The 13,222-nt window shown below is 50.3% G+C and carries 13 protein-coding genes; 6 read left to right on the forward strand and 7 right to left on the reverse strand.

Annotation, left to right across the window (positions count from 1 at the left end; all coding sequences use genetic code 11):
- Positions 1-67: 67 nt before the first annotated feature.
- On the forward strand, positions 68-577 hold the full coding sequence (locus K3T82_RS45275; protein WP_220200032.1) for a hypothetical protein: 510 nt from the start codon (positions 68-70) through the stop codon (positions 575-577).
- A 471-nt stretch (positions 578-1,048) separates the two neighbouring features.
- Here the strand turns inward: K3T82_RS45275 and K3T82_RS45280 are convergent, their stop codons facing one another.
- From K3T82_RS45280 to K3T82_RS45300, 5 genes are all read right to left on the reverse strand, one after another.
- A complete protein-coding gene (locus K3T82_RS45280; RefSeq protein ID WP_220200033.1) occupies positions 1,049-1,924 on the reverse strand; it encodes an SAM-dependent methyltransferase in 876 nt (291 codons plus the stop codon).
- Positions 1,925-2,244: 320 nt separating this feature from the next.
- Positions 2,245-3,264, reverse strand: a complete 1,020-nt coding sequence (rhaS, locus tag K3T82_RS45285) for a rhamnose ABC transporter substrate-binding protein (RefSeq protein ID WP_220200034.1) — start codon at positions 3,262-3,264, stop codon at positions 2,245-2,247.
- A 59-nt stretch (positions 3,265-3,323) separates the two neighbouring features.
- Positions 3,324-4,304, reverse strand: coding sequence for an ABC transporter permease (locus K3T82_RS45290; protein ID WP_220200035.1), 981 nt, complete (start codon positions 4,302-4,304; stop codon positions 3,324-3,326).
- Positions 4,301-5,341, reverse strand: coding sequence for an ABC transporter permease (locus K3T82_RS45295; protein WP_220200036.1), 1,041 nt, complete (start codon positions 5,339-5,341; stop codon positions 4,301-4,303). Before K3T82_RS45295 ends, K3T82_RS45290 begins: the two co-directional genes overlap by 4 nt.
- Positions 5,338-6,840, reverse strand: coding sequence for a sugar ABC transporter ATP-binding protein (locus tag K3T82_RS45300; protein WP_220200037.1), 1,503 nt, complete (start codon positions 6,838-6,840; stop codon positions 5,338-5,340). The genes K3T82_RS45295 and K3T82_RS45300 overlap by 4 nt, the downstream gene beginning before the upstream one ends.
- A gap of 398 nt (positions 6,841-7,238) precedes the next feature.
- Here K3T82_RS45300 and K3T82_RS45305 point away from each other — a divergent pair, with 398 nt between their 5' ends.
- Positions 7,239-7,517: a hypothetical protein gene (locus K3T82_RS45305; protein WP_220200038.1), complete on the forward strand. Its 279-nt coding sequence runs from the start codon at positions 7,239-7,241 to the stop codon at positions 7,515-7,517.
- Positions 7,518-7,626: 109 nt separating this feature from the next.
- Complete coding sequence (locus K3T82_RS45310) at positions 7,627-8,130, forward strand: hypothetical protein (RefSeq protein ID WP_220200039.1); 504 nt, start codon at positions 7,627-7,629, stop codon at positions 8,128-8,130.
- 143 nt (positions 8,131-8,273) lie between these two features.
- On the opposite strand, the gene K3T82_RS45315 is transcribed toward K3T82_RS45310, so the two are convergent.
- Together K3T82_RS45315 and K3T82_RS45320 are read right to left on the reverse strand one after the other, a co-directional pair.
- Entirely contained in the window at positions 8,274-8,492 is a 219-nt protein-coding gene (locus K3T82_RS45315; protein WP_220200040.1) for a hypothetical protein, read from the reverse strand.
- A 196-nt stretch (positions 8,493-8,688) separates the two neighbouring features.
- Entirely contained in the window at positions 8,689-9,042 is a 354-nt protein-coding gene (locus tag K3T82_RS45320; protein WP_220200041.1) for a winged helix-turn-helix transcriptional regulator, read from the reverse strand.
- Between the two features lie 397 nt (positions 9,043-9,439).
- On the opposite strand from K3T82_RS45320, the gene K3T82_RS45325 reads away from it, so the two are divergent.
- From K3T82_RS45325 to K3T82_RS45335, 3 genes are all read left to right on the forward strand, one after another.
- The gene (locus K3T82_RS45325) at positions 9,440-10,399 is read left to right on the forward strand and encodes an aldo/keto reductase (RefSeq protein WP_220200042.1); all 960 of its coding nucleotides are present in this window, start codon (positions 9,440-9,442) and stop codon (positions 10,397-10,399) included.
- 424 nt (positions 10,400-10,823) lie between these two features.
- Positions 10,824-11,762, forward strand: a complete 939-nt coding sequence (locus K3T82_RS45330; RefSeq protein ID WP_220200043.1) for an LLM class F420-dependent oxidoreductase — start codon at positions 10,824-10,826, stop codon at positions 11,760-11,762.
- Positions 11,763-12,205: 443 nt separating this feature from the next.
- Positions 12,206-13,111 (forward strand): NAD(P)-dependent oxidoreductase, encoded by a 906-nt coding sequence (locus tag K3T82_RS45335; RefSeq protein ID WP_220200044.1) that lies wholly within the window; start codon positions 12,206-12,208, stop codon positions 13,109-13,111.
- The last annotated feature ends 111 nt before the right edge of the window (positions 13,112-13,222 follow it).

Below are 13,222 nucleotides of genomic sequence, written 5' to 3' on the forward strand. Positions count from 1 at the left end.
CGCTGGAGAGTCAAATAGAGCTGGCTGGTTGCCTAAAGAAAACGTTGTGATAGTAAAGGAGATACCCATGCCCCTTGAGCTACAAACAGCACTCATCTCCGCTCTGATAGCACTCCTCACTGCTGGAGTGAGTGGCTATTTCACCTGGAGCCAGGTGCAGCGTGAAAAAAACAAATGGCTGATGGATCTAAAGACCTCATATTCAGTCGAACTGCATAAGACACGCTTAATATCCTATCCTGAAATATTTCAATTACTTGGGCAGCTATCAATGCATGCATCAGATCCACTCACACCAGCCAAAGCGCAACAGATAGGCCAGGCAATACATGCCTGGCTTTATTCGTCAGGTGGATTATGCGCTGAAGCAAGTACGCGTGGTGCTTTAAAGGGGTTGCGCCACTATTGTTTGGAATGGAAGCAAGGCGCAAGACCCCCTGAGTTGGCCCAATGGCGCCACACTGTATTGTTTCTGCTGAGACGTGATCTCGATCTTCAAGGATTTGAGTCTTTTGATCCCAGGGATAGTGGACCTCTTCTCAAGAAGCTGCAAGCAGAAATGTCCCTTATGCAATGAATATCCTCATGTCAGCATGCTCGGGTTGGCGTTTCTCGTAGAAACCTTATTATCGGCCCTCTTTTTCTCCTCATCAGTTTCCTGATAGTTTCACGTCGCGTCCCATCGAGAATGGCCCAGGAACATGCTGTAATTGATGCTTCCGTATATCTCATGAGAGAGGCTTGGAATTTTTTGATAGATGAGCAATTTTGATAATCTCGAATGCGTGATGACCCTTGCTCGATGAGGATGAGCGCTTCGTTATCAAAGCCTCATGTGCTAAAAAATTTGATTAGCTTTTGCGATGAGAAACCTTATTGGAGCCTATGGGGGGAATTCTGTTGGGACTCCAACACTGATCTGGGGAGCCACACGGCGCGTGACGCCCTAGATTAGTATTACTTAGTCTCCCCCTTGGTCACTCGCAAAACTTGGTGAGTGACCAAGGGGGAGAGACCATAATTTTTTCACACATTCATAAAAACTGTATCAGGGATGAACAACGGTTGCTTGCGCAATTCGTTCGATTTCAGATACTGCCAGTTTCCGCCCCACCGGTTTGAAGTAGTGTGCTTGATGCTCCACATGTCCAACGTCTGCGATCAAGTGGAGATGAAAAGGTGAGAGGTATGACGTAAGGCTAGAGGGCTCCAGCCCGAACAGCCAGGGAGCACCCCGTTTTGCCATCATATCCATCATCTTTTCGGTACCCGGAATCGCCGAACGTCGTTCAATAAAGCTTTGCAAGACATAGGTAAACACGAGCATGCTTCCTGGGGCCGATACCCCAACAAATGCCAATGCCCGGCGGACAGCTTCTTCAGAGAGATATTGCGTGACGCCTTCCCATACAAAGATTGCCGGGCTGGCAAAGTCGTAGGAGGTCTTGCTGAAGACCGCTTCCAGGCTCTGCGTATCGAAGTCGATAGGAAGAAAGGTGACCCGTTGTGGCAGTTGTCCAAAATGTTTGCGCAGCTTCTTCATCTTCGCTTCTTGCACAGATGGGAGATCCACTTCAAATACGCGAGTGTGCTCTATTCCGGCCAGGCGATAGGAGCGAGTATCAAGCCCTGCCCCCAGGATCACTACTTGCTCGATCCCTTGCGAGATAGCATCGCGGACGGCCTCGTCGATAAAGCGTGTTCGTGCAATCTGGACGCCATAAATCCCTGGCGTTATGGCATCCATCTGTTGGATCGTCATATGGCGCATGCCTTTGATCTGCATCAGCGTCCGGATAGGGGCGGTGATCAGGTCTTTGACTAGCGGATCATCAAACAACCGGGTGTTCTTGGGCTGGTACTGTTCGATAAAACGGCATATTGCCGCACCAAGCGCTGTATTGCTTACACGTTGATTCGCCATAAAATGACCTCATTCACTCAACATTGCACTCATTGTAATTATAAACCGATGCTCGGTTTATAATTACAATGAGTATAGCTCAGAAACGAATGATGCGCAAGAGGAACACTAGCACAAGCGTTGAATATCGTCTCTGTTGGTTGAATATGCTGGCCCCATCTCGAGTAAGGCACAGCGTGGGTAGTAACACATGCTCTATATAGAGTTGGCGTTAGAGGGCGCCTTTTACCTTAAATTATGGGGGAAAGGGATTAACTTTCTGGCAAATAGCAGGGACCTGAGCAGACGCATCAGGTCCCTTTAAAGGAAGAAACGTATGATTAGAAATTAAACTCGTCGATGTTATCTTTATCGAAGACCGTGGGCGGGCCGAGGAGAACGACGTTGTTGTTCTCAATGGTCTTCTTCCCAAGCTTGCCAGCATCGAACGTTTCTCCTGGCTGACCTTTGATCTTCCCTTGCACCAGTGCGCTCGCGGCATAGTATGCCAGGTAGCCAAGCTGGCCGGGGTCCCAGAGTGCGAAGGAGGGTGAAGTGCCGTCCTTTACGTACTTGCGCATCTGGTTCGGCGTACCAAGTCCGGTTATGAGTACTTTTCCACCTTTGCTGACTGATTCAACAGCACGTGCGGCGGCGGCAATACCTACAGTCGTTGGTGAGATGATACCTTTCAAATTGGGATACGCTTGTAGCAGACCCAGCGTCTCGTTGAAGCTCTTCTGGTCATCGTCGTTGCCGTACGCAACCTTGACCAGCTTCATGTTCTTGTACTTCGGTTTGTTCAGTTCATCCTTCATAAACTGAATCCAGGTGTTCTGATTGGTGGCGGTACTGGCAGCCGAGAGAATGGCGATTTCGCCGGTATAGTTGAGTTGCTTGGCAAGCGTTTGAACCTGGATGCGCCCGATATCTTCAGAGTTTGCCTGATTGATGAATAGCTGGCGGGCGTCCTGAGCTACGTCTGAGTCATAGCTGACGACCTTGATCCCTTGCTGTATGGCGCGTTTGAGCGCAGGAGCTAGAGCGTTTGGGTCGTTTGCTGAAACCACAATTGCGCTGACATGCTGCTGAGTCAGCGTGGTAATGTAGGTCACCTGCTCAGAGGCGCTTGCCTCGGAGGGGCCAACCTGCTTGAACGTTCCCTTGAGTTCACCTGCTGCATCTTTGCCTCCATTGGCGGCAGTATCGAAATAGGGATTGTTGATCGCCTTGGGCAGGAAGGCGATGTTGAGTGGGCTGCTCCCGTTGGCGTTTGAGCCGTTATCTGACCCACCGCAGGCCGCAAGGAACAGAAAGATACCAACCATGAATCCGAGGCCGAGTGTACGAAACAGCTTCATGACGTCCTCCTTTGGACATGCATATAAACAATATTATTGTTCAATGACATGGGGCGCAATCACTGCGCCGCCATGCGCCTACGGGTTATGCTAGCCTGGATGCGTTGAGCTATGTTGGGCCCAAGCACTGAAAAGATTAATAACGCGCCAATGACTGTGTTTTGAATATCGCCACTGATATAGGCAAGACCCAGGGCATTGTGCAGCATCGCGATAATGATCAGTGAGAGAATCACGCCCAGAAGACTACCACGACCACCGAAGATGTTTACCCCTCCAAGCAGGACAATGGTTACTACGTCCAGTTCAAAGCCAATCGCATTATCGGCGCGGGCGCTGGCAAAGCGTGCGGTAAACAGGATACCGGCCAGCGCCGCGATAATGCCGGAGAGCATAAAGAGCGCGAGCTTGAGGCGATCAACGCGTATGCCAGCGAAGCGTGCCGCCTCTTTGTTATTTCCAACCGCATAGATACGTCTGCCCGCGCCACTCCAATGCAAGACAATCCCAAAGAGCACTGCCAGTACAATGAAAACCAGCAAGGTCCAGGGGATGAGCGTTCCTGGTATAGTTCCGAAGCCAAAGGTCGTAAAGGCGGCAGGAAAGTTGCTCACGGCTTGATCGCCCAGGACAACATATGCCAGGCCGCGATAGAGACCTAGTGTACCCAACGTCACGACCAGCGAGGGAAGACCCAGGCGTGTTACCGCCAGCCCATTGAGCAGGCCAGCGCCTGCTCCTAGCAGTAGCACAAGGAACATGCCCAATTCCAGGGGTATACCCGCACGCACGCTTACGCCAAGTACAACGCTGGCAAGCCCTAGGACTGAGGCTACTGAAAGGTCAATCTCGCCAGAGATGATGATCAGGGTCATGGCCAGGGCCATGATGGCCTTCTCCATCACATCACTGATAATCAACGAGAAGTTCGAGAGGCTTAGAAAGAAAGGCGAAAGCGAACTTCCAAGGATTATAACCAGGACTAGCAAGAGCAGCAAAAGAGCCTCCCAGGTACGGAGCGATTTGCGTAGCCAGTTCATCGTTGCCTCCTTGCAAGCAGTCTTCGCCGTATCCAGCGAGTAATGAAAGCATCAAGCGTCACCGCCGTCAGGATCGCGGCTCCATCAATGGCCTGTAACCAGAATTGGGAGAGCTTGAGTAGCGTCAGGGAGTTGTCAATTGTTCCCAGCACAATCGCGCCCAGGGTGACGCCCAGGATAGTACCGGAGCCGCCAAAGATATTGACGCCACCAACCACAACGGCGGCGACCACTTGTAGCTCCAGACCACTTGCCGCCCGGGCGTCAACGGTCGCATAACGCGCACCCCAGAGAACACCCGCTAAGCCACAGAGAAGCCCCGAAAGCAGGAAGGTCATGAAGATCAGGCGATTCGCGCGAATACCTATCCGTGACGCGGCATCAGGATTACTCCCAATGGCATAGAGCTGGCGTCCAGAGCGAGTCGAGCGCAGGAAGAAGGCGAAGCTCAGAATGACAGCTGCCGCGAAGAGGATCAGTGCCGGAATGCCCAGAATGCGTGTGGTGGCAAGCGCGAGAAAGCTATCGGGTACCTGATAGGCAGTGACCTGGTTACCACCCGCGATCATAAAGTCGAGACCGCGAAAGACATACAGCGTCCCCAATGTCGCCACGATGGCGGGAACCCGTCCAATGCCCACGATCAGGCCGTTGATTGCCCCAAGCACCAGCCCAATGATGCAGCCAAACAGGAGGATCAGCAAGACATTAGTGCCAGGATGTTCTTTAAGCGTATTGGCGGCGATATAAGCTGTCAGGCCAACAATTGAGCCAACCGAAAGGTCAACGTTGCGTGTTAGGACTACCATTGTCTCGCCTGCTGCGACAATTGCCAGAATCGCGATTGAGAGCAATATCTGTTCAAGGTTGTCGAGGCCCAAAAAGCGTGGCACCTGTATACTTACGATAATGACGATAAGCAGCAGGACCGCTAGCAGGCCCAGTTCGCGTACACGGCTGACGATGCCTATAAAGCGGTTGCTGCTGGTACGTGCAGAAGTGCGCGGTTCCTTACGTTCTGTACTGGTTGTGCTCATATAGCCACCTGCCCAGTCGCGGCTAACATAACATTCTCTTGATTGGCTTCCATGTGCCCAAATAGGCCGGCGACACGGCCCTCATGCATGACCAGGACGCGATCAGACATTGCCAGAACCTCTGGCAGTTCGCTTGAGATCAAAATAATCGCTAGTCCCTGCGCAGCCAGGTCTGAGATGATGCGATGGACTTCAGCCTTGGCCCCGATGTCAATACCACGCGTCGGCTCATCGAGAATAAGAATCTGCGGCTCAGTTGCCAGCCACTTGCCGAGCACAACCTTCTGCTGATTGCCACCCGAAAGAGCCCTGGCAAGCTGATCTAGCCCGGAGGAACGAACATGCAGTTGTTTCGCATAGGTGCTGGCAAGCTGGTGCTCGCGACGTTGGTCCACCAGCCCCAGTCGTGAAAGCCGGTCAAGCAGTGGAAGCGTGATGTTTCTGGTAATGGTGAAGTCGAGCATCAGCCCATGCTGGTGTCGGTCCTCGGGGACATAGGCAATGCCATGGCGCATCGCGGCCCTGGATGAGGAAAGTGAGATCTGCAGCCCTTTGAGGAGAATTGTGCCGCTATCGGCACGATCAATCCCGAAGAGAACACGTGCTACCTCTGTACGCCCCGCTCCCACCAGGCCAGAGAAGCCCAGGATCTCGCCCTGCCTCAGAGTAAAGCTCACGTCGCGGAAGACTCCAGCGCGTGTCAGACCACGCGCCTCCAGCACAACGTCGCCAATCTTTGCCTCTCCTTTGGGGAAAAGCGTGTCAAGTTCACGGCCCACCATATGGCGAATGATGGCATCGGTGCTCAGTTCGTGCGCGGCAGCGGTGATAACGTGGGCGCCATCGCGCAAGACCGTTACGCGGTCAGCCAGTTCAGCGATCTCTTCCAGGCGATGGCTGACGAAGAGAATCGCCACGCCTTGCTGGCGTAGTTGCCTGACGATCTGAAAGAGCTCCTGTACCTCATGCGGTGAAAGGGCCGCTGTTGGTTCATCCATGACCAGGATACGTGTGTTCAGCGAGAGCGCTTTGGCTATTTCAACAAGCTGCTGATCCGCGATCGAGAGGCCCTGTACAGGCGCGCGCACGCTCAACTGCACGTCGAGCGATTGAAGCAAGTGCTCGACCTCGCGATACATTCGTCGCCAATCCACGCGCCCAAGACGGTCACGGGGATGACGACCCATAAATATGTTCTCGGCTACGTCTAAATCGGGAAAGAGGCTGGGTTCCTGGTGAATAACGGCAATACCCAGTGCCTGGGCCTGCGCGGGGTTGCGCAGTTCAATGGTCGCTCTATTCATCGTGAGCATGCCAACATCTGGTTGGTGGATGCCAGCAAGCATCTTGACAAGCGTGCTCTTGCCTGCGCCATTCTCACCTACCAGAGCATGCACTTCACCTGGATGGAGCGACAGGTCGACGCCTTTGAGGGCTTGAACTGCCCCAAACTGTCGGGTTACGCCAATAAGCTCAATAACAGGCTCAGAAGGCTTCATCGCATTCCCCCTCTGGTTAGTAGCCTTAGCGAAATAGAGATCCGAAGATTGTTGTTTGAAGGTCGCGCTGGGAAACGTGGTGTCGTGAAATGATTTTCTAGTATCGAAACGCAACCAATCGAAACATTTCAATAATGTGAGCATAACCAAACGTAAGTGTGCTTGTCAAGGGATGTATCACAGCAATATCGCGCAACACTATATAATTTCATCTGCTCTCCACAAACGTGGCTTTTGGACCGGGTTTCAACATCAGAATGCTATTGCCAATGAGCGCCACCTCGTTAAGCATAAGAAGAAATGTTTTTTGCTGGTTCCATCTGATTGACTTTTTATTGTTATCATGTTACATTGGTAACAATAAAATATGATAACAACTTGCGAAAGAGAGGAAGAAAATGGGTCAGACGGAAGAACAGACCAGCAATTCTAATCAGCGCATTCCTGTTGAACGAGTGCAAATTGGGGCACGTATGGAAAAGAATCTGGTGAAAGTCTTGAAAGCCCTGGCTGAATATTATGACATCTCTCTTGGTGATTTGCTTGAGGGGATGGCTTTACATGCATTTGAGCGCAAGCATCCCTTTAGCGAGGAAACACTCAAACGAATTTCACAGCTCAAGGAGGTGTATGGGATGGATTATGATGCAAGCGCCAGCCATCGCTTCATCGAGTAGCACTCAACTGGAGAATTGAGTTAAACATTTCTTGTCTCTATTGCCTTGTCGCTCAATGTATTATTGCCTCCACTACCACGCGTATTTCTTTCAGAAGGATGGCTATTGTATGGACACAAGTAAGATGTCGAATTTTGTTGCCCAACAGGTCACACGATCTCATGTCATTTATATACCAGCTCCGGTTGTTCGTACCTTTCCGCTCTTTGAGCCACTTGGTGAAAAGCACTGGGTACAGGGCTGGAATCCAGACATGCTCTATCCTACCTCTGGTGTCGCTCAGCAAGGGACCGTCTTTATGACGCAACATGTTGGTGAACCAGCGAAAATCTGGACTATCATTGGCTACGACAGAGAACAGGCTTATGTAACGTATATTAACGTCTTGCCACAAATGTATACCAGTCGAATCGATGTGCGATGTGAGCCTGATGGGTCGGAGATGACCAGCGTGCGTGTCACCTATACTTTGACGGCTCTCTCCCCACATGGGAACGAGTATATTGAGCGATTTTCTGAGGAGCACCATTACCAGGCATATATCTCATCCTGGGAAACAGCCATCCGGCACTATTTGCTCCACAGTCATATGCTTCCACACCCAGAGGAGTAAGAGATATCTCGCACCAAAGGCTGACTACAGAATCCTATCCTATGATTCATGCCTTAACTCCAACTACCAGTCAATGATGGGTCATCGGAAATGGACTGGGATATGGTTAATCGAAGAATAGGAGCGATGATGGAAGGTATTCTTTATAAAAGCTCATTGCCAAAGGGGATTTGAGCTGATTTCTTGCGCAAGCAGGAAACGGAAAGCTGGCTGTTGTCCTCTGAGCCTCCTTCTCGTAAAGAAAAATACAGAGAGCCTGCATTGAAGATGGCTGGAAGCAAGGTTTTATCTCTGCAATGTGCCTCTTTGCCCTCTATAAATTTTTCTCTCTGATGCACCCATTTTGCTCCTTCTGTTTCCAAACAGAACATCTGGCACTTATAAGGGATATCTCAAATGATGTCAACAGAAAACACAGCCACATTTACTGAAAAATCAGGATTACCCCCAAGCTGCTTGAGAAGCTGATCAAGGCATAAAATGAATTGTGCTCCCGGCTTTTGTGGGTCTCAAACTCAAAAACCGTAGTATCCACATCATCACATAATTGTCTTTTGCTCAGTTACTTTGTTTTCCCCAATGTTTCCCCCAGGCTTTCATTGCATAAATAGCTGGACGGAGCTCGTTCCCTTTTTCCGTCAAAGCATATTCAACCATTGGAGGTGTTGTGGGGTAGACAGTGCGCAGAAGAATGCCATTGTTTTCAAGATGGCGGAGTGTTGCAGCTAATGACTTTGGACTAATGCGTTGGATCGAACGTCTGAGTTCGCCATATCTTTTTGCTCCATGGAGCAGTTCTCGTATTATTAGAAAAGACCATTTACCACCAATAGCATCCAATGCCTGTTCAATCGAGCAGACTTCACAATCGTTTTCCCGAATGACCCATGTGTTCTTTTCTTGTAGAACCATCTACATTCCTCTCCCTATCTAGTAACCATGAGATACTACATCTCTGGAAGGAACTAAATATATTTTACAAGAGATAGCATGAACGATCAAGACGCTTTATTCCTATTGAGAGGAATGCGCATCTTGCTACATTATCTGGGTGTAATTGAACTACTTCAACTGGCAGCTTGCCGCTTACAGCGACAAGTGAGAAAGCAACTGAGAGCTTGCTCAGTTCAAGAGCAAGCTACTAGTAACCTTGAGGTAAGTATGTGCAACGAAAGTGCGTACTAGGCAGATCTCCAATGGTCGTTTATCATTTTCTCAGCGCTCACAGAAAGACAAGAGCACATTCGGGCTCGTTGAACACCATCTATCGCTCGTGTCACGACAAGAAACAGTGTGAAGAGGTACAATCATGCAAAAAGTTCGTTTTGGGAAAACTGATATGCAGATCACTCCAATTGGCCTAGGAGCCTGGGCAATCGGGGGCCCTTGGAAAGTTGGCTGGGGTCCACAAGATGACCATGAATCAGAGAATACTATCAAGCATGCACTGGACCTTGGCATCAACTGGATTGACACTGCTGCTGTTTATGGTCTAGGCCATTCTGAAGAGGTGGTAGGGAGGGCAATTAAAGGACGTGAACGTCCCTATATCTTCACCAAGTGCTCTCTGATTTGGGAAGAAAACGATGAAGAGAGAGGCGTGGCCAATAGTCTCAAAGCAACGTCGATCAGACGTGAGGTTGAGGAGAGCTTGCGGCGACTCGACATTGATATGATTGACCTGTACCAGATTCATTGGCCTTTTCCTGATCCCGACATTGAAGAGGGGTGGAATACACTTGCCGAGCTAAAAAAAGAAGGCAAAGTTCGTCATATTGGCGTTTCAAACTTCTCAGTAGAGCAGATGCAACGTGCTGAGAAAATTGCACCCGTCGAGACGCTTCAACCACCCTATTCTCTGATCCACCCTGATGTAGAGAAAGAGATTTTACCGTATTGTGGACGAAATGATATTGGGGCCATCGTCTATTCCCCAATGGCGTCTGGTTTGCTTACAGGGTCAATGAGCAAGGAGCGTGTGAACCATCTGGCAGAAGGTGACTGGCGCAAAACACATCCCGATTTTACTGGAGCAAATCTTGAGCGCAATCTCCAGCTAGCTGCGTTATTAGGCCTTATTGGGCAAGAGAACAATGTCACAGCCGGTACCGTTGCTATAGCCTGGACGCTGCGAAATCCCGCTGTTACAGCTGCTATTGTTGGTGCACGTCATCCTCAGCAGATTGCAGAACTGGTTGCGGCCGCTGACTTCCGCTTGGGAGTGCGTGATCTTCAACTGATCAGCAGTTTTGTTGCTGAACATTCTTAGGGGTCAACGTCTCATTGTGATGATTCCCCACGGCTAAAGCTGGGGTCTTCTCAGCAGGACGAAGCTTCTCGATGGCTCGGAGGGAACCAAACGCGTGTTGCTTTCTTCATGAAAGGTAGTTTGAGGGTACTTAAAAACTTTTCGTGAGGGACACAGACACGTGTACGCAAGTATTTTTACTGTAAGACACGATTTCCCTATGAACACATAAGTTTTTTTGTTGTGTTTTACCAAAAAAAACATATATAAATACACATGTATAAATAGAACAATGCTGGATATCCTAACTACCCTATCTGCCACAAAAGGGCTTGTCTGTATCTCTATAGATCTAGCAAGGGACCTTTTGTTCAGTTCTGATAAGCGGACCTTCCGCTGGTTTGGTGAATCTGTCTGATTGTCTTTTCAAGGAAAGAAGGAAAACATGAAGTTCAGTGTCGAAATTCCCAACGGCTGGAAAATGAATCTGGCAATGATCAAGGATCCCGTTGAGGCCTATGAAGCCATGACAAACGTCGCCAGGGCAGCCGATGAAGATGGATATGAGTCTATCTGGATGGTTGATCACTTTCATACCGTTCCTACCCCATCTCAAGAGGTCACCTTCGAGACCTGGATGTCTCTGGCTGCCATTGCACGCGACACGAAACGCGTTCGCATTGGGCAGATTGTCTCTTGCAATAGCTATCGCAATCCTGCCTTGCTCGCGAAAATGGCCAGCACCTTTGATGTCCTCTCCCATGGTCGCTTGAACTTCGGCATAGGGGCCGGGTGGTACGAGCATGAGTATCGTGCGTATGGCTATCCTTACCCTGATGCCCCTGAGCGACTACGCATGCTCCGAGAAGCCCTCCAGGTGATTCTCGCGATGTGGACCCAGGAAGAGGCCGTCTTCGAGGGGAAGTATTATCAGGTACGTGGCGCTATCAATCAGCCCAAGGGAGTACAAAAACCACATATCCCGATCCTGATTGGTGGCGGCGGTGAGAAGGTCACATTAAAGCTGGTCGCCCAATATGGTGACGCTTGTAATGTGGGTGGTGATCTGGAGACCATCCGCCATAAGCTCGCCGTGCTCAAAAATCATTGTGAGGCGCTGGGGCGCGATTTTGCGACGGTCCACTGCACCACTGGCGCGGTCTGCTCCATTGCTGATGACGATGAAACGGCGCTTGCGCAACTTCCCCCTGCCGTGAGAAATCAGCTCAGAGATACCTCGCTTGTGGGCAGTCCGCAGACCATCCGTCAGCGTATCGCGGCACTTGAAGAGGCGGGCATCCATGAGATCATCCTTGATTTCCCTCAGAGCGCAGCTGATCTGACCCCTATCCATCGCTTTGCCCAGGAATTTGTCGCGCAGTAAGGTGAGGGAAGATTCAATCCCAATTACTCACAAATAAATACTGTTGGACAAGCAATGGTCAGCACAAGCCTCCTCTACGAGATAGTCTTTGATGTCTCGTGGAGGAGGCTAAACTCGCTTGACACTCATTTCCCCCTTCTAACGAACAGCAGCGATTTTGCCAACTTTTACGTTTCCACAACCTTTGTAGACGAAACAGAGAAAATGGAACATGCCTCAGCTTGACAGCAGTTCACTCAGAGGACACGATAGTATCTGCTTGATGTCAAAGTATTTCTCTCTCCTTGTTCTGTCTGCAAGCAAAAAAGCAAGACGATTATTTCGAGTATATCCATTCATGTTGAAGAACGTAATCGAATTGTTGTACTGGCTTATATAGTGAGGGGAAACATACAAGGATCGTACGCTTGGTGTGGGGATGAAGAAATGGAGGAACTAGGATAATGACGGGAACTGGGAATTCCAAGCAGAACATCGGCTTTATCGGTATGGGGCATATGGGAAGTCCTATGATCAAGAGGCTGCTGCATGCAGGCTATGCCTTGACGGTCTATGATCGCACAGTGGAGCGAGCACAAGCCATGGGCCAATTTGGAGCATTGGTGGCCCAGACTCCTAGGGATCTGGCTGCCACCAGCGATGTCATCATCTCCTGTGTCACCAATGATCATGCCCTGGAAGCAGTTATGCTAGCTCCAGATGGTGCACTGGCGGGAGTGCATGCCTCGTCGGTGATCATCGATATGAGCACCGTTGCCCCACAGACCTCGCGCCATCTGTTCCAGGCGGCGAGAGCAAAGAATGTGCCAATGATCGACGCTGCTGTCTCTGGCAGTGTGCCTCAAGTCGAACAGGGAAGCCTGGTTATCTTTGTCGGTGGCGAGCGAGAGACGTATGAGTACTGCAAACCCATTCTTGATGTACTTGGCCAGCAGAGCACCTATCTGGGCTCAAGCGGAAAAGGGACGACCATGAAGCTGGTAGTCAATTTGTTGCTGGGCCTGGGCAGGCAGGCTCTGGCGGAAGCGCTCGTGCTCGGAGAAAAGGCTGGGCTTGAAAGAACGCAACTCATTGATGTCCTCAAGCAGACAGCGGTGGTCTCTCCGCGACAACAAGCTGATCTGGAGCACGCGCGGCAGCGGACATATCCAGCCGATTTTGCCCTGGCTTTAATGTATAAGGACTTTCAACTCATGCTCAGTGAGGCCTTTGCGGTCTCCGTGCCTCTGCCAATGACGGCAGCCGCGCAGCAAGTAGCTGCGGCTGCGATGCGTGAAGTGGGTGAAGAAGATGCTTCAGCCATTATTCAGTTTATGGAATCCTTCGCTGGCATCTCTGGTTCATCCTGAGCATAGAGGGCTCATACAGCGTATCAGTGGAAGAAGTCAACAACGATAACAATATCAATGCAAACTGCCTCATGACGGTTGGGGAGGTGCTGAATATGTGTCTTTTCTCCT

The organism is Ktedonospora formicarum, assembly GCF_016587355.1.
Taxonomy (GTDB): Bacteria; Chloroflexota; Ktedonobacteria; order Ktedonobacterales; family Ktedonobacteraceae; genus Ktedonobacter; species Ktedonobacter formicarum.

What these genes read in the sequence shown, in the direction of transcription:
- K3T82_RS45295 (WP_220200036.1), bottom strand. Translation starts at nt 5,341, where the DNA reads ATGAGCACAACCAGTACAGAACGTAAGGAACCGCGCACTTCTGCACGT.
- K3T82_RS45330 (WP_220200043.1), top strand. Translation starts at nt 10,824, where the DNA reads ATGAAGTTCAGTGTCGAAATTCCCAACGGCTGGAAAATGAATCTGGCA.
- rhaS (WP_220200034.1), bottom strand. Translation starts at nt 3,264, where the DNA reads ATGAAGCTGTTTCGTACACTCGGCCTCGGATTCATGGTTGGTATCTTT.
- K3T82_RS45275 (WP_220200032.1), top strand. Translation starts at nt 68, where the DNA reads ATGCCCCTTGAGCTACAAACAGCACTCATCTCCGCTCTGATAGCACTC.
- K3T82_RS45335 (WP_220200044.1), top strand. Translation starts at nt 12,206, where the DNA reads ATGACGGGAACTGGGAATTCCAAGCAGAACATCGGCTTTATCGGTATG.
- K3T82_RS45305 (WP_220200038.1), top strand. Translation starts at nt 7,239, where the DNA reads ATGGGTCAGACGGAAGAACAGACCAGCAATTCTAATCAGCGCATTCCT.
- K3T82_RS45320 (WP_220200041.1), bottom strand. Translation starts at nt 9,042, where the DNA reads ATGGTTCTACAAGAAAAGAACACATGGGTCATTCGGGAAAACGATTGT.
- K3T82_RS45290 (WP_220200035.1), bottom strand. Translation starts at nt 4,304, where the DNA reads ATGAACTGGCTACGCAAATCGCTCCGTACCTGGGAGGCTCTTTTGCTG.
- K3T82_RS45300 (WP_220200037.1), bottom strand. Translation starts at nt 6,840, where the DNA reads ATGAAGCCTTCTGAGCCTGTTATTGAGCTTATTGGCGTAACCCGACAG.
- K3T82_RS45325 (WP_220200042.1), top strand. Translation starts at nt 9,440, where the DNA reads ATGCAAAAAGTTCGTTTTGGGAAAACTGATATGCAGATCACTCCAATT.
- K3T82_RS45280 (WP_220200033.1), bottom strand. Translation starts at nt 1,924, where the DNA reads ATGGCGAATCAACGTGTAAGCAATACAGCGCTTGGTGCGGCAATATGC.
- K3T82_RS45310 (WP_220200039.1), top strand. Translation starts at nt 7,627, where the DNA reads ATGGACACAAGTAAGATGTCGAATTTTGTTGCCCAACAGGTCACACGA.